Genomic DNA, 17,586 nt, shown 5'->3' with positions numbered 1-17,586 from the left:
CCTACCAGGCGCAAGCGGCGTATTAGTCGTAATAAAGACGGAAATCGATCGCCGCGCGGTAAGCGCCGGCGCTCAGCGTCGCCGGGGTGCGCACCGGCGTCATCGTATACGTCAGGGTGTTTTGCCCCGGCGTCAGCAAGATCGGTTTGTTGCGCGCGCCGAGGCGGACCGGCAGGCCGCGGGCATCCGCCAACTGCAACCCCAATCCGGTGACGCCGGCCACCCTGACCAGACCCGGCGCGTCGTCATCCGTCGGCGCGGAAAACGCGACGGACACCGCAGGCTGGCTGCCGCTCCAGGCCAGAACCCCGGTCCAGGCGTCGCGGTTGCTCGCCGGCGCCCGCAGGCAGTCTTTCAGCGTCAGCTCGAAGGCGACCGGCGTGCCGCGATCGCCCGGACGCTGGAAGTGCGCCGTTCCGGTCTCCCCCAGCCATACCTCCTGGCGGGCGGTGGTCATTTCCAGGCTGCAGGCGCTTTCCGTTAACGCGCCGTAGACGTGGAGCGTGCCATTCGCGCCCTCCACGTCCCAGTTGTCCACCGCGCGGGCCGGCGGCATCAGCATCAGCATCGTGCCTGCCGTCAGCGGTACCATCAGCGCGGCCAACACCGTCAGGCCGATAGTGCGTCGCTGATGACGTTCATAGGCCTTTCCCAACAGCATGGGGATCTTTCGTTGCATGATTCGTTCACTCCGCTGTGTTCACTCTGTCTTCCCTGCTTGCGCGCGGATCGTCATTTGGCGACCGGTACGACCTGGCAGGCATTGCCGCCGCAGCGGAAGTTCAACTGCGGCCGACCACCGTAATCGTTGATGTACGCCAGCGACGGGCCGCTACCGAGGCTCGCGGCGGAGACGTTCAGCGGGGCGCTGGCCTTCGGCGCCACCATCAACGGTTCAAAGCCGGCGGCCCCTTTCCCGCCCTTGCCGGCGCTCGCCTCAACGATCGTCACGTAATAAGGGGTCGGGTTGTTCACCACGTACTTGTCGCCCTGCCGGGTCAGCGTCAGCTGCTCCTGCCACGGTGCGGCGTTCTTTTTCGGGGCGAGCGCCGCCGGGCGATAAAACATTTTGATGCGCGTCTGCAACGCTATCTGCAGCGTGTTCGGCTTATTGCTGCGCGGCGGGATCTCGCGCAGATTGAAGTAATACAGCGTCTCCCTGTCCTGCGGCAGCTGACGTGCTGCCGGCAGCGACTGGATCTTCACCTGGCTCGGTTTGCCCGGCTCCACCCGCTGCACCGGCGGCAGCACGGTAAAAGGGTTTTGGATTTTGTTGCCGCGATCGTCTTCGATCCATCCCTGCGCCAGATAAGGCAACTGTTTGTTCTGGTTACTGATGTTGAGACTGACCGTTTTCAGGTCGCCGTCGAAAATCACACGCGTGCGATCCAGCGCAATGGCCGCATGAGCGGGCAGGCTGACCGCGCCGATCGTCAACGCGGCGACGAGCGGGCTCACAAGGAAAACGGTCTTTCTGGTCATAGTCAGATTCATCATGTCTTCACGGTTCCAGTCGGCCGGAAGCGGGCGAGCCCGCCCCGGCGGTTTAGCGGCGGAGCGCACTCCGCCGGGTGTATGTCAGTTGGCGTTCTCCGCCGGCTTGTTACCGGTGAGAGGACGGCAAGGCAGCAGCAGCGTATTCATCAACATTTCGGCCGGCAGCGGCGCCGGCAGCTGGATTTCACACTGCGCCGCGCCGTTCCAGTGCACGCTCATGCGCTCGCCGGGGTTGAGGCCGGACAGGTAAACGCTGCCGCCGTCATTGATGATGCCGGTCTCCTGCTTACGGGCATTCAGCACCGTGGCGCCGAACGGCGGCTCGCTGCCGTCCGCCAGCTTGACGATCGCCATCGCCTTCTCGCCGGCAATCACTTCAAACTTGCGGTAGCCGATAGCCCCCTCGGTCAACGTGGCCTGCACCACCGAACGCGTCGCCTCGACGTTGTCGCTTAGGCTGTTGAGATCGATGCTGGCCTTATTGCGGTAGTAGCTGTTCACATCCGCCACCACCGCCTTGCCGTAACGGTTGGTCAGCACCGTACTGCCATAGCCACGTACCGGTACACCGGCGACGCCTTCGGTATCGAGCAGCAAGCGCGTGCCGCCCGGCGTATTGACGCGGTGCAGCACCGCTCCTTCCGCCGCCATCGTCAGGCCGCCCTGCGCGCCGATGCCGACGGCGCTGTACCGGCCGGCCTGGTAGCTGGCGTTGGCATTGATCTGCGCCATATCGCCCTGATGGCTGTAATACCCGCTGGCCGTCGCCCCACTGCGCGCGGCGCCTGCGCTGATCTGATAGTTGTTGTGTTCATCAACCCGGTTGTAGTACCCGACCCGATGGGCGTTCTCTTCGCGATCGAGCGTCATGTTGTAACTGAGCGTCCCGGCGCTGCCCCAGGGCAGCGACAGCGACAGGTACATCCCGTCGTCGTTGCGCTCGTTGTAACGGTTGCGATAGGCCGACAGCGAAACGCTGACGTTCTTGAAATCGCCGATATCGAAGTAGCGCGATACCATCAGGTTGTAACGATCGTTCGGCGCCCGATCCCAGTAGGTTTGGTGGCTGTAGTTGAGATAGGTGCTGAGCCCCAGATCGCGGAACTGTTTGTTGAAGGTGATGGTGTACATCTCCTTGCTCTTGCCGCTGCGTCCCCCTTCGTAACGCGCATCGAGGTAATTCCCCATGCTCATGAAATCTTCCTGGGAGAAGCGGTAACCGGCAAAGGTGACCTGGCTGTCGTATTCATCGAATTTCTTCGAATAGCTCAGCCGGTACGAACCGCCGGTCAGCGTGCCATCCTGCGGCAAACGCGCACGCGACTGCGTGGCATCGAACGACAGCGCCCCCAGCGCCATCAGATCGCGCCCGATCCCCAGCGACAGCGCGTTATAATCGCCGCCGGCGATGCCCCCACCGTACAACGACCAGCCGTTGCTGATCCCCCAGGAGAACTCGCCGGTGCCAAACATCGGCCCGCGCAGATGGTGCCCCCACTCCGACGGTTTGCCCGTCGCCAGCTTGTAACGCACTGTACCCGGGCGCGTCAGATAAGGGATGTTGGCGGTGTTCATCTTGAACTCCTGCACGCTGCCGTCTTGCTCTTCGACGCGCACGTCCAGCTCGCCGGAAACGGCGTCATTGATGTCCTGAATGCGGAACGGCCCCGCCGCCACCTGCGTTTCATACAGCACGCGTCCTTGCTGGCTGACCACCACCTTAGCGTTGGTTTTCGCCACGCCGGTCACTTCCGGCGCATAGCCGCGCAGGTTGGGCGGCAACATGCTGTCGTCGGATCGCAGACTGACACCGGTAAAGCGCAGACTGTCGAAAATGTCGGAGTTCAGGTAATCCTCACCCATCGTCAACCGCGAGCGCAGCGCCGGGATCGCCCGGTAGGCGTAATAGCGGCTCCAGTCGAACTGTTTATCGGTAGGCTGAGAAGAACCGGTCTGATGGTTGAGGTTGGCCTGCCAGTCGGCGCGCAGACGCCAGGCGCCCAGGTTGGCGCCGCCGGTGCCGTTGCCGCTCAGGCTGTAACTGCTGCCGCCTTTCTGGTGTTTTTGCGTTTGGGCGTTAACGTTATAGTCAAACAGCAGCCCAGGAATACCGTCATCCCAGCGCGAAGGCGGGTCCCAGTTTTCCGAGCTGTATTCCAGATAGGCCTGAGGAATGTTGAGATACAACGAGGAGCTGGCAAGATCGCCGCGGGCTTCCATCCCCGCCAGACTCGAGGCGTCAAGGCAACGGCCGCCGTGCGTCCAGTTCAGCGTGCTTAACAGTTTTTCTTTCAGCCCCAGTTGGTTGACCAATTCCGGCGAAAGACAGGCTTCGCTGCCTTTAGGATCGTTCTCAGGTGCCAAAAACGTCACCGGCTGTTCCGGCAGGTCGTTCTTATTGACGTGCACCACCATGGTATAAACGCCCGGCATGATGTAGCCGCTGCGCGTAAATTGGCTCAGATCGATATTTTTACGATCGTTGATGTCTAATACGTCAGTATTGAATTGAATAACGTCGGCGGCATAGACCAACGCGATCGGATTTCCCAGAGAAAGGGCAACACAGAGCCCCAAAGCTTGAAGACGAAATAACTTCCCTGCCGGTGAAAGCATAATAAAAGTCCTTTCAATAACGAATTAACCGTCAGTACGAGAAAAAATCAAAAATAATCCAGCTTAAAACGCACTGTGGAAAAATACGCTCCCGCCTTCAACGGCTGATGATTCGGCATCAACGTCATGGAATAATTCAGCACTCTATTTCCCGGTATTATTCCTTCCATCGGTAAGGGTTTCCCTGGAATAACCGGCGTGCCGTTGCTGTCTTTTATCTTCAATGCGACGCCGCGCGCCTCGCCCTGTACGCCAAACAGAGCGCCTTCCGCATAACCATCAAACGTGACCTGAAAGAATTTCCAATCAGGTTTGTTTTCCGGCCGTTCCAAAATGCAGTTGACCAATTCAATACTGAAAGGTTTGGTCATCCCCTGGCCGTCACGAATGATCTGCCCGAGAGGAAGAGTGTCCATATCGATCGTCTGATCGCGGCTGCCGGCGGCAATGGCGCAGGCGGTGTCGATAATGGCGCCGTGCATGTTGACTTTGCCCCACCCCTGCGCGGCGGAAGTTGCATAGCCGGGCGCAAACGCCAACGACGCCAAAAGAACGGCACCCGCTCGATTCCTTGGTAAAAACATCGCGACATTCCTTTGACAGGGAGATTCACCAGGCATGTGGCGAGCCCCATGCCTGGTTGATTAAGCCTTCGGACTCACTTACTGATAAGCCAGGGTGAAATCGGCTACGGCGGTGAAGTCGCCCGGAACGATGGCGGCGGAAGCGCCTTCGCCCTGCAGGTAGGCGGCGAAATGCAGGGTGTTGTTGCCGGTGTTCAGAGTCTGCGCGGTAGTCGCTTCACCCAGTTTGATCGGCTGGCCGTTGTAAGAGATAGCTACGCCGGCGCCGCTGGCGGTGCCCGCGATGCCCAGCAGATCCTTATCGGTAGACGATGCTACGCCGCTAAAGGTGGTTTTAACGGTTTTCAGGGTGGTGATGTCGCACTGCTCCAGCTTGATTTCAAACGGACGCGGGTTGGATTTGCCGCCGTTTTTCAACGCCACGTTGGACACCTGGCCCAGATCTACGGTCTGATCGATCGACTCAGGCGCAATAGAGCATGGCGCATCAATAATAGAGCCCGTGAAGGTGACCTTACCGTGTCCCTGATCGGCTGCCTGTGCAAAAGAACTTGCGCCAAATGCAATCACTGCAGCCATCATGATTTTGTTAAGTTTCATAGAACCTATATTCCTTATAAGAAAAAATGCATATTCCAATCAAGAAAAAGAGCCACAGGAAACCTGCTCGCGCTTATATGTGCGCAGCCCTAATTCTTTAGCATCTTGCTAGTTGGTTAACTGCCAAACCCCAAAGGCACCGACAATAAAAAAGTCGATAACGGCAAGTCTGCAGCGGCCCGCCCATTAATGAATTTGCCCTATAAAAATAAACGAAATCACAACGAGCAGGGGCCAATACTTTCTAATCCGCCCTTCTTGTTCGGCGATGAATATTCTGGCAAATGCCTCTCAGCAAAAAAAGGCTTTTTTTGATCAAGGCGAACATTCGCAATTTATTTCCTAATTGAAGTTAATTTACTGTTATTTTTAGGCTCATAGATCGTAAAAAATACTTTTATAGAGCAATATCCTGTTTTTGCGAGATTCACAAGTAATCAGATCGCAAAGTGGCGCTTTGTGAATATAATAAACCAAAATTTTAGGTTTCTGCGTGACGCCCCCCCTGCCTGAACATAGGTAAAAACGGGGCGGGCAACGCCTTTTTTTCAATCCTGATAAATAGATAGGAATTTTCTTTGTTCGCGTTTTACCTCGTTGTTGGTAGGCGGCGAATGTTTGTTTTTTCTTAGGAATACGGCAATCGGAATACAGAGGAAGTGCTATGGAAGCGTTATCTCCGAAACAAAAGGAAATACGGCAATTGCAGCACGATCTGCTGCAAACATTATTCGCGCAATCGCCCCGTCAATGTCCCGTCGCCGGGCCGCCACCACAGCAGCAGTGGCTCTCGACGCGGCAACTGGCCAATGCCGTCAACGTCGGTGTTTACCGGGCTCGACGGCTGTTATTGGATCTTGTCGCCCGACAAGAAGTGATTGTGACGGACGGCTCCATCAACAACTCGTTGAGGTGGTATCCCACCGCGTTGCTGAACGGTGATAACAACGGCATACCCAACAAAGATGCATCTCACTCTCCTTTAACGGAATAAATAGGGCCAGCCGGCCTGATTGGCAATATTTCATTGCGGAGTAACGCCGCACACCATTTATATATATCGGGATATTATCGTGAGAAAAACAGCCCTGCTATTTTTACGTTGCTGCCTGGCACTCTCTTTCTTCCTGCTGCTTGGCAACGCCAACGCATTTACCTGCCGCACGTCCGATGGCGGACTGATTCCACCCGGGGGCTCGACCACGCCGGTTGACGTCCGGGTTCGCATCGGGCCGCAGCTTTCTTATGGCAAAAACGAAATCGTCAACGTCAGCCAGGTCACCTGTAAAAACGACGTCGCGAGCTGGTATGACTATCTCAAAACCGACAGTCCGGCGCTGTCGATGAACAGTGCGATTTTTGGCGCCATCGGCAGCGGTACCACCATCAACGGCAGCGACTATAACTCCCCGGTGCCTGCCGGCATCAGCGTACTCAGCCTCACCGGCTTGCAGACCCAGTCTGTCGCCATCCGGGTCTATATCGTGTTGAACCGTTTCCCAACGCCGGACATCAAGGTGAACAAGGGCGACGTCATCGGCCAAATCAACTTTATTCAGACCAACGATCAGCCGGGTTGTCCGCAGTGCGGCGTTTATCGCTGGCGCCTGATCGCCGACAACGACGCCTACTTCGTCACCACCAGTTGCACCATTAACAACGGCCAGCAGATTAATGTCGATTTTGGTCAGATCCGCCAGGACTTTCTGACTCAAAGCGCCAGCGATGCCCAGATCAAACAGGACAAAGCGCTCAGCTACCAGTGCGACGATCAGAGTGCGACGCAGGATATTCTGATCCGCATGGTCAGCGACGCCAGCGGCTTCTCCAGCGATTTTATCAAGACCACCAATCCTAACGTCGGCGTGGCGATGGTGTATAACGGCGCGGTGGTGAAACCCAACAATGCCTTCAGAACACGCATCGTCAACGGTCTGGGTAACGATACCGTGACCTTTGTGCCGGTGAAGAACAATGTCCCTTACACCAGCATCGCCACCGGTCCGCTGTCGGGCTCGGCCACGCTGATCTTCAGCGCACCTTGAGACGGGAGCCAGAATGAACATGACGATAAAAACGGGCTGCGCCCTGCTGTTGGCGCTGGAATTGATTAGCTCGGCCGCTCAGGCCGCCGATCAGGGCACCAAAGTCAACATCACCGCCACCGTAGTGGCGCCTCCGCCTTGCGTGATCAACGACGGGCGCACCATCGATATCGACTTCGGCAAGGTCGGCATCAAGCGCATCGACGGCAACCGCTATATGCAACGCATCGATTACAGCATCAAATGCGAGTTTCTGGATAACAGCCGCCAGCTGAAAATGAAGATCATGGGCGGCGCGGCGGCCTTCGACGGCAGCGTGTTAACCAGCAGCGTCAATGGATTGGGCATCAAGCTGTTGGCCAACGGTAAGGCCTTCGCCATCAATACGCCGCTGGACATCGACTACGCCAATCCGCCGACGCTTGATGCGGTGCCGGTAAAAAACAGCGCCGTCACCCTGGCGGAAGGCGATTTCACCAGCGGCGCCACCATGCTGGTGGACTACTTTTAATCACCGCGCCGCAGAAACTCGCGAAAAAAAGCCGCAACGTCTCCGTTGCGGCTTGGTCGAGGATGGTGCGCCCGGGGCGCTCCTTACATCAGGCTATTCAGCCGAAGATCCCGCCGAACCACTGGCTCAGCTTCATCATCACCATATCCCAGATGCGGCTGAAGAAGTTGCCCTCTTTCACCTCTTGCATCACCACCAGCGGGTGCTGCTCGATGGTCTTGCCGTCCAGCTGGAAATCGATGGTGCCGACCACCTGGTTTTTCGCCAGCGGCGCTTCCAGCGTCGGTTGGGTCAGCTTGTAGCTGGCCTTCAGGTTTTTCATCTGCCCTTTCGGAATGGTGACCGAGGCGTCTTTCGCCACGCCAAGCGGCACTTCGCTGACGTCGCCGAACCACACTTTCTGGGTGACGAACGGTTTATCGGCCTTGATAGGCGTCGCGGTTTCATAGAAGCGGAAGCCCCAGGTCAGCAGCTTTTCGCTTTCGCTAAAGCGCACGCGATCGCTCGGCGCGCCTAAAACCACCGAGATCAGACGCATCGGTCCGTCGGTAGCGGACGCCACCAGGTTGTGGCCGGCGCCGCTGGTGTAACCGGTCTTGATACCGTCGACGTTCAGGTTGCTGCTCCACAGCAGACGGTTGCGGTTAATCTGGCGGATCTTGTTGAAGGTGAACTCTTTCTCTTTATGCAGCGCGTATTCGTCCGGCACGTCGCGGATCAGCGCCTGACTCAACAGCGCCATGTCACGCGCGGTGCTGTACTGCCCTTCCGCATCCAGGCCGTGCACCGTCAGGAAGTGGGTATTCTGCAGGCCCAGGGATTTGGCATAGTTGTTCATCAGGCCAACGAACGAATCCTGGCTGCCCGCCACGTAGTCTGCCAGCGCGATGCTGGCATCGTTACCCGACTGGATCACGATGCCCTTATTCAGTTCCAGCACCGGCACCTGATCGCCCGGCTTGATGAACATCAGCGAAGAGCCGCGCAGCGCCGGGTTACCGGGCGCCCAGGCGTCTTTGCCGACGGTGACCATGTCTTCCGGCTTGATCTTGCCGGCCTTGATCGCCTGGCCGATCACGTAGCTGGACATGATCTTGGTCAGGCTGGCGGGATCGAGACGGGTGTCGGCATTGCCTTCGGTCAGCACCTTGCCGCTGTTGTAATCCATCAGAATGTAGGCCTTGGCGTCTACCTGCGGCGGCGCCGGCGGCTCAGCCGCGTGCACGGCCGGGGCAGCCAGCAACAGGATGCCTACGCTGAAGGTCAGTTTTTTCAGGGAAGTGGATAAGTTTTTTTTCATCATGACGTCGCCAGAGTGTCCATTCAAACCATTGAAATAGCGTTAACTTTCAAACATGTTCACGTTTTAAGCCAACCAGCGAGAGTGGCCCGGTGCGCGCATGCCGGCCGCAACCCCCTGCGGCGCCCATAGCGGGTAACACAACGCACCGAAAATGCCCTTGCTGTGAGTTTATGTGATTTATCTTATTTTTGCAGGGTTTAGCGTGAATTTTCAGCATTTTTACATAACTGTACGCAGCCCCCCGCTTATCGTTCAAAAAAGCATCGAGACGCGCATTTTTGCACCCACCCACGGCTACACGGCCAAGCATCTGCACCGCTAAACATCTGCGCTTCCATACGTCCAAAAAAGATTAATATATTCCATAATGGCATATAGAACCGTTATTTGTTCTTTTTAAAGCGCTTATCCTCAGCGCTATCATCCGCACAACGACTTTTATACCGAATAATCCTGGAGATGAGTCATGGCGATCCCCCATTCCGTCATCGAGATGATTGGCAATACCCCGATGCTGGAACTGACCCAGTTCGATACCGGCCCGTGCCGGCTGTTCGTCAAGCTGGAGAACCAAAACCCCGGCGGTTCGATCAAAGACCGCGTGGCGCTGTCGATGATCGAACAGGCCGAGCGCGACGGCAAGCTGCAGCCGGGCGGCACCATCATCGAAGCCACCGCCGGCAATACCGGTCTGGGATTGGCGCTGGTGGCGGCGCTGAAAGGCTATAAGCTGCTGCTGGTGGTGCCGGACAAGATGAGCCGCGAGAAGATCTTCCACCTGCGCGCGCTGGGCGTGGAAGTGCTGTTGACCCGCTCGGACGTCGGCAAGGGGCATCCGGCTTACTATCAGGATTACGCCAAACGCCTCGCCGGGGAGATCCCCGGCGCCTTTTATATCGATCAGTTCAACAACCCGGCCAATCCGGCGGCCCATACCACCACTACCGCCCCCGAACTGTGGCGGCAGATGGAGCACGACGTGGACGCTATCGTGGTCGGCGTCGGCTCCGGCGGCACACTGGGCGGGCTGAGCCGCTATTTCGCCGACGTTTCGCCGCAGACGGAATTTGTGCTGGCCGACCCTGCCGGCTCTATCCTGGCGGACTATCTCGACAACGGCCACATCGGCGAAGCGGGCAGTTGGTTAGTTGAGGGCATCGGCGAAGACTTCGTCCCACCGCTCAGCGACTTTGACCAGGTCCGCAACGCTTACCGCATCGGCGACGCGGAGGCCTTCACCACCGCGCGCGATCTACTGCGCAAGGAAGGCGTGCTGGCGGGATCGTCCACCGGCACCCTGCTGGCCGCCGCATTGCGTTACTGCCGCGCACAGACCGAACCCAAGCGAGTGGTGACCTTCGTCTGCGACAGCGGCAACAAATACCTGTCTAAAATGTATAACGACCACTGGATGCTGGAACAGGGCCTGCTGAGCAAGCCGCAGCACGGCGATCTGCGCGATCTGATCGCCTACCGCCACGACGAAGGTGCGGCCGTTTCTGCCGCGCCGGACGACACGCTGGCGATCGTGCACGCCCGCATGCGGCTGTACGACATCTCGCAGCTGCCGGTGCTGGAAGGCGATCGGGTGGTCGGTTTGATCGATGAGTGGGATCTGCTGAACGCCGTCCAGGCCGACGCCGCCCACTTCAGCCTGCCGGCCGGCAGCGCGATGACCAAGCAAGTCCATACGCTGCAAAAAGAAGCCGGCTACGACGAATTACAGGCCACCTTCAACCATGGCCACGTCGCGGTAGTGCTCGACGGCGAGCGCTTCCTCGGCCTGATTACCCGCACAGACGTACTTAACGCCTGGCGCCAAAAATTACGTTAATAAGGACCCATTATGGCCAAGTTTGATACGTTGACCGTTCACGCCGGTTACACCCCGGACGCGACCGGCGCAGTGATGCCGGCGATTTACGCCACCTCCACCTACGCCCAACCGGCACCGGGCGAGCATACCGGCTACGAATACTCCCGCAGCGCCAACCCGACGCGCACCGCGCTGGAAAGCGCCATCGCCGAACTGGAAGGTGGCAGCCGCGGCTACGCCTTCGCCTCCGGTCTGGCGGCCTGCTCCACGGTGCTGGAGCTGCTCGATAAAGACAGCCACCTGATCGCGGTAGACGACCTGTACGGCGGCACCTATCGCCTGCTGGAAAAGGTGCGCAGCCGCACCGCCGGCCTGCGCGTCACCTACGTGTCACCGGCGGATCTCGCCGGGCTGGAACAGGCGATCGAGCCGGATACCAAAATGATCTGGGTGGAAACCCCGACCAACCCATTGCTGAAACTGGCGGATCTGAGCGCCATCGCCGCGATCGCCAAAAAGCATCAGCTTATCAGCGTGGCGGACAATACCTTCGCTTCGCCGTATCTGCAGCGTCCGCTGGATCTGGGCTTTGACGTGGTGGTGCACTCCGCCACCAAATACCTCAATGGTCACTCCGACGTGGTGGCCGGCGTCGCTGCGGTGGGGGATAACCCGGCGCTGGCGGAGCAGCTCGGTTTCCTGCAAAACGCGGTCGGCGGCATTCTCGATCCGTTCAGCAGCTTCCTGACGCTGCGCGGCATTCGCACCCTGGCCCTGCGCATGCAGCGCCACAGCGACAGCGCGCTGCGCATCGCCCAGTGGCTGGAGAGCCAGCCGCAGGTGGAAAACGTCTACTATCCCGGCCTGCCGAGCCATCCGCAGCATGAGCTGGCGGCACGCCAGATGACGCGCTTCGGCGGCATGATCTCGGTACGGCTGAAAGGCGACGACGCCTATGCGCGCCGGGTCATCCAGCGCTCGCACCTGTTCACCCTGGCGGAAAGCCTGGGCGGCGTGGAAAGCCTGATCAGCCAACCGTTCAGCATGACGCACGCCTCCATTCCGCTGGAACAGCGCCTGGCAACCGGCATCACACCGCAGCTGGTGCGCCTGTCGGTGGGGATTGAGGATGTGGAAGATCTGATCGCCGATCTGCAGCAGGCGCTGGCGGAATAATCGCCTGAATCAATCGCCATCAGCCCGGCCGGCGCGCCGGGCTTTTTTGTGCCTGATGTTCAGACGCCGATGACGTCCCGATAAAAGCGCTGTGCCACATCGGGGTGGGAACGGATGCGGCCTTTCAGGTAGTTATACCCCACGTCGCGCAGCAGCGGGTTGAGCGGATCGCTAGCCGGGCCCCGAGCCTGCGCCGCCAGCGGCGGCGGCAGTTGATACAGCGGCACCACCGCGTCCAGCCGTGCGCCGAGGAAGAACGCGATCGACAACCTGTCGCGCCCCGCCGGCGGCGTCTCCACCCGGTGCACCGTGGCGCGCAGATAGCCGTTGGTCGCCAGCTCCAGCAGCTCGCCGATGTTCACCACGAAAGTGTCTTCATGCGGCTGCGCGTCTATCCACCGCCCTTCGCTCACCTCCACCTGCAGCCCTTTTTGCGCGTCCTGCAGCAGGAAGCTGAGAAACCCGGAGTCCTTGTGTGCGCCAACGCCCTGTGCGCTGCCGGTAGCCTCCCGCCCCGGATAGCGGATCAGTTTGATGTGCTCGTTGGGCTTCTCGCCGTACAAGCGATCGAACGCCTGCTCCGGCAGCGACAGCGCCAAAGCGAAAGCGCGCAGCAGCCGCAGCGACATGGCGGTCATCGCCTGTTGCCACTGCAGCAGCAGCGGTTTCAACGTCGGTAGCGCTGCCGGCCACTGGTTTGGCCCCTGCAGGCGCGCCCAGCGTGGCGTGTCGTCAGACAACGTCAGCGCCGGGCGTTCGGCGCCGATATCGAACTGCTCGCGCCAGTCAGGCTGCCCGCGCGTGAGCTCCGCCGCCGCCCGGTTGTAACCGCGAAAGTGCGGCGAATGCACCATCTGCACCGCCAGCTTGTCGGCTTCCGGCAGGGCGAAAAATTGCCGCGCGGCGTGCTGCAGTCGCGCATTCAACGCACCGTCTACGCCGTGCCCACGCAGATAGAAAAAACCGACATCGCGGGCCGCCGCGCGCAAATCGTCGAGAAAGGCGCGCCGCTGGCGCGCATCACCGTCAAGCTGCGAAAGATCCAGCAGCGGCAGCGTCTTCAGCGTCGTCAGATGCGTCATCATGCGGTTCCTCTTCTTCCCCGATCACGATCGGGCTGCCATACAGACGAATAATCAACATTGTCACTCCCCAGCGGGTAGCTGCATTTGCCCCATAGTTATCACCGCGCTCGCCGGAGCGGCCAATATTGTTGCGTTCTAAGTTATGCAAACGTTCAACAAACTGTCGCAAAACCGTCATCAATGTTTCTTATGCTCTGCGCAATTTCGCCGACGCCGCTGGCTGGCGATGGGCGCTATCCGCTATCCTGTAAACGACCTCATACCCTGCCTGCCGGAGAAATACTGATGGATTTAGCCTTATTCGACCTGGATGAAACCCTGATTGACGATGACAGCGCCAGCCTGTGGATCCGCTGGCTGGTCGGCCAGGGCTTCGCGCCGGCGGAGCTGGAACTGCAGGAGCAGCAGCTGATGCAGCTCTATTATCAGGGCAAGCTGTCGATGGAGGACTACATGCAGGCCACGCTGGCGCCGCTGACCGGCCTGAGCGTGCAAACCGTGGCCGGCTGGGTGCAACGCTACATTCGCCGCGATATCCTGCCGCGCGTCTATCCCGCCGCCCGTGAGCGCCTGCAGTGGCACCGCGAACGCGGCGACTGCATCCTGGTGATCTCCGCCACCGGCGAGCACCTGGTGGCGCCGATCGCCGAACAGCTCGGCGCCGACGATGCGCTGGCGATCGGCGTGGAAATCAGCGACGGTCGCTTCACCGGCCACACCTACGGCACCATGACCTACCAACAGGGCAAGGTGATCCGCCTGCAGCACTGGCTTGCGCAGCATCCGCACCTGAAGTTCGAGCACAGCCACGGCTACAGTGACTCCCTCAACGACAAGGCGATGCTGCAATTCGTCGACAGCGCCACGGTGATCAACCCCGACAGCGAGTTGAGCGCGCTAGCGGCGGAGCACGGCTGGGAAGTGTGCCGCTGGGAGCGTTGATCGGCAGACAAAAAATGCCCTGCGGTGTGACAAAAAGCGCATTGTGGCGTAGGTATTAAGGGTCTTTAATCCGCTAACGGAGTTATCCCATGCTGACCATTTGGGGTCGTGAGAATTCGAACAACGTCAGGAAGGTGCTGTGGTGCGCCGCCGAACTGGGGCTGAGCTATACCCACATCAACGCCGGCGGCGCGTTCGGCAAGGTCAACGAAGAGAGTTACCGCGCGCTGAACCCGAACGGCCTGGTGCCGCTGCTGCAGGACGATGACTTCGTGCTGTGGGAGTCCAACACCATCGTGCGCTACCTGGCGGCGAAATTCGGCGACGCGACGTTCTATCCGCAAGATCTGCAGGCGCGCGCCGCCGCCGAGAAATGGATGGACTGGACCACCTCAACCATCGTTCCGGCCTTCACCATCGTCTTTTGGGGCCTGATCCGCACCGCGCCGGAGCTGCGCGACATGGCGAAAATAGAAGCGGCGACCGCCACGCTGGAAAAACACTTCGATATCATTGAACAGACGTTGGCGCACCAGCCTTACCTCTCCGGCGACGCGTTCGGCTTCGGCGATATCCCGCTCGGCAGCTTCGCCTACGGCTGGTTCGAGATGCCGATCGCCCGCCGCCCACGGCCGAACATGGAGCGCTGGTATCAGCAACTGCGCGCTCGCCCGGCCTATCAGCGCGGCGTGATGAGCGAGCTCACCTGATGCGTGCGGGGCGTTACGACGCCCCGACCTTCAGCAGCTTGCCGTCCCGTTCGTCCGTCAACAGATACAGGTAGCCATCCGGCCCGCTGCGCACCTCGCGAATGCGTTCGCCGCGATCGCCCAGCAGCCGCTCTTCCGCCACCACTTTGTCACCCTCCAGCGTCAGGCGAATCAGTTCCTTTTGCGCCAACGCGCCGATGAACAGCGAGTGACGCCAGGCAGGGAAGCGCTGCCCGTCATAGAACGCCATGCCGCTGAGGCCGGGCGAGACTCGCCAATAGTGCTGCGGTTGTTCGGTGCCGGGCACCCGCTCTCCTTTCGCCTCCGGGATCGGCTGGCCGGAATAGTTGATGCCGTAGGTGGCCAGCGGCCAGCCGTAGTTTTTACCCGGCAGCGGGATGTTGAGCTCATCGCCGCCGCGCGGGCCGTGCTCATGTTCCCAGATCGCGCCGCTCCACGGGTTCAATGCCAGCCCTTGCGGATTGCGGTGGCCGTAAGACCAGACCTCCGGGCGTTTACCTGCCTGGCCGACCCAGGGATTATCTGGTGGTATCGCGCCCTCGGCGGTCAGCCGCACCAGCTTGCCCTGCAGTTTGCCGGTTTCCTGCGCCGTCGGCCGCTGGTTGTTTTCACCCAGCGCGATAAACAGGTAGCCTTGCCTGTCGAACGCCAGCTTGCCGCCGAAGTGATTGCCGACCGACAGCTTGGGCTGCTGACGGAAGATCACCTTAAAGTTCTCCAGCCGCGCGCCATCGTCGCTCAGGCGGCCATAGCCGACCGCCGTGCCGGCTTTGCCGCCCTCGCCCGGTTCGGCGAAGCTGAGGTATACCCGGCGGCTGGCGGCGAAGTCGGGGGCCGGCAACACCTCCAGCAGGCCGCCCTGCCCCTCGGCGTAGACCTGCGGCACGCCGGCGATCGGTGCCGACAGGCCTTTGCCCGGCTGCCATAGCCGCAGCCGACCGGGCCGTTCAGTGATAAGCAGGCCTTGATCCGCCGGCAAGAAGGCCAGCGACCAGGGGTGTTCCAGGCCGTCCTGCAGTTGGCTGACCGTCGGCGCGGCGTGCAGCAGGCCGCTGCACAGCAGCAAACTGGCCAGCAGAGTCAATCGGGGCATGGTGTCCTCCTGGGGTGAAAATGACCCGTTTAGTGTAGTCTACTCAGCGGATGTGGTCGTTTGCATTACATTTCAATAGGTTGCCTTTTGGCCGTAGTGTGCTTAAGTTAACGCATCACCCAGGAGGAAAAATGGACATTACCGTTACCGACGCGATTGACGAACAAACCCTCGATGCGATCAGGCAAGGGCTGCGCGCTTACAACCTGCCGCATATCGACGCCAGCCACCGCAAGCCGCTCAGCGTCTATGCGCGCGACGAAGCCGGTACGGTGATCGGCGGCCTGACCGCCGAAACCTGGGGCAACTGGCTGAGCGTCGAGTGGCTGTGGGTGGCGGACTCCCAGCGCAGCAGCGGCCTCGGCGGCCGGTTGATGCGCGCCGCCGAACGCGAGGCGCAGGCACGCGGCTGCCGCTACGCTCGCCTGGACACCTTCAGCTTCCAGGCGCGGCCGTTCTACGAAAAACTCGGCTACCGGCTGCAAATGACGCTGAAAGATTATCCGGTGGAACATGAGTGTTATTTTCTCACCAAAACCCTGACTGATTAATGGATGGACGGATGGACAGCAAAAGCATGGTGGTGAACTGTGTGGCGTACAAAGCCGGACAACGGCTGGGCGAAGTGACCATCGACGATATCAGCGAGGTGGTCAAACAGCCGGACACCTTCGTCTGGCTGGGGCTGCGGCAGCCGGAGCCGGCGTTTATGCGCAAGGTGCAGGAGGAGTTTGGCCTGCACGATCTGGCGATCGAAGACGCGCTGTGCGCGCATCAGCGGCCGAAGCTGGAAACCTACGGCGACTCGCTGTTCATCGTGGTGAAGACCGCGCAGTGGGGCGAACACGACGAAATCGAATACGGCGAAACCCACTTCTTCGTCGGCAAAAACTTTCTGGTGACGGTGCGCCACGGCGCCTCGCCCAGCTACGCGCCGATCCGCGCCAAGGCGGAAGAGAACCACAAGCAAATGTGCCACGGGCCGGGCTTTGCCCTCTATTCGGTGTTGGACTTCGTGGTGGATAACTACCGCAGCGTGGTGACGCGCTTCGAGAGCACCATCGAGAACATCGAAGCCAACATGTTCCAGTCGGAGTTCGATCAGGCGGCGATCGAGAACGTCTATACCCTGCGTCGCCACCTGTTGGCGCTGCGCAACGCCGCGCTGCCGATGGATGAAATCTGCAATCAGCTGATCCGCCTGCACGAAGAGGTGATTCCGAAAGAGCTGCGCGCCTACGTGCGCGACGTGCAGGATCACGCGCATCAGGTGGTCAGCAACATCGACGACATGCGCGAAATGCTGACCAACGCCATGCACGTCAACCTGGCGCTGGTGACGGTCAAACAGAACGAAGTGGTGAAACGGCTGGCGGGCTGGGGGGCGATTTTGGCCATCCCGACGGTGGTCTTCAGCCTGTATGGCATGAACTTCGCCGATATGCCGGAGCTGAAGTTCCCGTGGGCCTATCACGCCACGCTGGGAGTGACCGCCGTCGGCTGCATTTTCCTGTATCAGAAGCTGAAGAAATCGGGCTGGCTGTAGCACCCAAACGGCGGCTTTTCCCGCCGGCAAAGACGCTCTGC

Annotated in this window: 18 protein-coding genes; 9 read left to right on the top strand and 9 right to left on the bottom strand. The window is 60.0% G+C overall.

What is annotated here, in order from left to right; translation table 11 throughout:
* Positions 1 to 22: 22 nt before the first annotated feature.
* The 5 genes from FOT55_RS02010 to FOT55_RS01990 all read right to left on the bottom strand — a co-directional run bounded on the left by FOT55_RS02010 (position 23) and on the right by FOT55_RS01990 (position 5,297).
* A complete protein-coding gene (locus FOT55_RS02010) occupies positions 23 to 661 on the bottom strand; it encodes a fimbrial protein (protein ID WP_147823037.1) in 639 nt (212 codons plus the stop codon).
* 71 nt (positions 662 to 732) lie between these two features.
* Positions 733 to 1,482, bottom strand: a complete 750-nt coding sequence (locus FOT55_RS02005; RefSeq protein WP_235614437.1) for a fimbria/pilus periplasmic chaperone — start codon at positions 1,480 to 1,482, stop codon at positions 733 to 735.
* Between the two features lie 96 nt (positions 1,483 to 1,578).
* Positions 1,579 to 4,113: an outer membrane usher protein gene (locus tag FOT55_RS02000; protein ID WP_147823022.1), complete on the bottom strand. Its 2,535-nt coding sequence runs from the start codon at positions 4,111 to 4,113 to the stop codon at positions 1,579 to 1,581.
* Positions 4,114 to 4,160: 47 nt separating this feature from the next.
* A complete protein-coding gene (locus FOT55_RS01995; protein WP_025302213.1) occupies positions 4,161 to 4,697 on the bottom strand; it encodes a fimbrial protein in 537 nt (178 codons plus the stop codon).
* Between the two features lie 78 nt (positions 4,698 to 4,775).
* A complete protein-coding gene (locus FOT55_RS01990; protein WP_025302212.1) occupies positions 4,776 to 5,297 on the bottom strand; it encodes a fimbrial protein in 522 nt (173 codons plus the stop codon).
* A 664-nt stretch (positions 5,298 to 5,961) separates the two neighbouring features.
* Here FOT55_RS01990 and FOT55_RS01985 point away from each other — a divergent pair.
* From FOT55_RS01985 to FOT55_RS01975, 3 genes are all read left to right on the top strand, one after another.
* Positions 5,962 to 6,291 carry a hypothetical protein gene (locus FOT55_RS01985; protein WP_147823021.1) on the top strand — a complete coding sequence of 110 codons (330 nt, stop codon included), beginning with the start codon at positions 5,962 to 5,964 and terminating at the stop codon, positions 6,289 to 6,291.
* A gap of 232 nt (positions 6,292 to 6,523) precedes the next feature.
* Positions 6,524 to 7,342 (top strand): fimbrial protein, encoded by an 819-nt coding sequence (locus FOT55_RS01980; protein ID WP_038630232.1) that lies wholly within the window; start codon positions 6,524 to 6,526, stop codon positions 7,340 to 7,342.
* Between the two features lie 19 nt (positions 7,343 to 7,361).
* On the top strand, positions 7,362 to 7,853 hold the full coding sequence (locus FOT55_RS01975) for a fimbrial protein (RefSeq protein WP_225735588.1): 492 nt from the start codon (positions 7,362 to 7,364) through the stop codon (positions 7,851 to 7,853).
* A 97-nt stretch (positions 7,854 to 7,950) separates the two neighbouring features.
* Here FOT55_RS01975 and FOT55_RS01970 read toward each other — a convergent pair whose 3' ends face one another.
* Positions 7,951 to 9,156 (bottom strand): serine hydrolase, encoded by a 1,206-nt coding sequence (locus FOT55_RS01970; RefSeq protein ID WP_025302208.1) that lies wholly within the window; start codon positions 9,154 to 9,156, stop codon positions 7,951 to 7,953.
* A 466-nt stretch (positions 9,157 to 9,622) separates the two neighbouring features.
* Here FOT55_RS01970 and FOT55_RS01965 point away from each other — a divergent pair, with 466 nt between their 5' ends.
* Together FOT55_RS01965 and FOT55_RS01960 are read left to right on the top strand one after the other, a co-directional pair.
* Positions 9,623 to 10,990, top strand: a complete 1,368-nt coding sequence (locus FOT55_RS01965) for a pyridoxal-phosphate dependent enzyme (RefSeq protein ID WP_147823020.1) — start codon at positions 9,623 to 9,625, stop codon at positions 10,988 to 10,990.
* A 12-nt stretch (positions 10,991 to 11,002) separates the two neighbouring features.
* A complete protein-coding gene (locus FOT55_RS01960; RefSeq protein WP_060432763.1) occupies positions 11,003 to 12,148 on the top strand; it encodes a trans-sulfuration enzyme family protein in 1,146 nt (381 codons plus the stop codon).
* A 59-nt stretch (positions 12,149 to 12,207) separates the two neighbouring features.
* On the opposite strand, the gene FOT55_RS01955 is transcribed toward FOT55_RS01960, so the two are convergent.
* The gene (locus tag FOT55_RS01955) at positions 12,208 to 13,230 is read right to left on the bottom strand and encodes an isopenicillin N synthase family dioxygenase (RefSeq protein ID WP_049208088.1); all 1,023 of its coding nucleotides are present in this window, start codon (positions 13,228 to 13,230) and stop codon (positions 12,208 to 12,210) included.
* Entirely contained in the window at positions 13,175 to 13,411 is a 237-nt protein-coding gene (locus FOT55_RS01950) for a hypothetical protein (protein ID WP_072008235.1), read from the bottom strand. The genes FOT55_RS01955 and FOT55_RS01950 overlap by 56 nt, the downstream gene beginning before the upstream one ends.
* Before the next feature lie 107 nt (positions 13,412 to 13,518).
* Here FOT55_RS01950 and FOT55_RS01945 point away from each other — a divergent pair, with 107 nt between their 5' ends.
* Entirely contained in the window at positions 13,519 to 14,175 is a 657-nt protein-coding gene (locus FOT55_RS01945; protein WP_025302204.1) for an HAD family hydrolase, read from the top strand.
* Between the two features lie 89 nt (positions 14,176 to 14,264).
* On the top strand, positions 14,265 to 14,885 hold the full coding sequence (locus FOT55_RS01940) for a glutathione S-transferase family protein (RefSeq protein WP_043137833.1): 621 nt from the start codon (positions 14,265 to 14,267) through the stop codon (positions 14,883 to 14,885).
* A 13-nt stretch (positions 14,886 to 14,898) separates the two neighbouring features.
* Here FOT55_RS01940 and FOT55_RS01935 read toward each other — a convergent pair whose 3' ends face one another.
* Entirely contained in the window at positions 14,899 to 15,999 is a 1,101-nt protein-coding gene (locus tag FOT55_RS01935; RefSeq protein ID WP_147823019.1) for a PQQ-dependent sugar dehydrogenase, read from the bottom strand.
* 131 nt (positions 16,000 to 16,130) lie between these two features.
* On the opposite strand from FOT55_RS01935, the gene FOT55_RS01930 reads away from it, so the two are divergent.
* Positions 16,131 to 16,550, top strand: a complete 420-nt coding sequence (locus tag FOT55_RS01930) for a GNAT family N-acetyltransferase (RefSeq protein ID WP_147823018.1) — start codon at positions 16,131 to 16,133, stop codon at positions 16,548 to 16,550.
* Positions 16,551 to 16,561: 11 nt separating this feature from the next.
* Positions 16,562 to 17,545, top strand: coding sequence for a magnesium and cobalt transport protein CorA (locus FOT55_RS01925; protein ID WP_043137840.1), 984 nt, complete (start codon positions 16,562 to 16,564; stop codon positions 17,543 to 17,545).
* Positions 17,546 to 17,586 lie beyond the last annotated feature (41 nt).

The organism is Serratia bockelmannii (genome assembly GCF_008011855.1).
Classification (GTDB): Bacteria; Pseudomonadota; Gammaproteobacteria; order Enterobacterales; family Enterobacteriaceae; genus Serratia; species Serratia bockelmannii.
The sequence above is the reverse complement of the archived record's forward strand: the minus strand, read 5'-3'. Positions and strand labels throughout refer to the sequence as shown.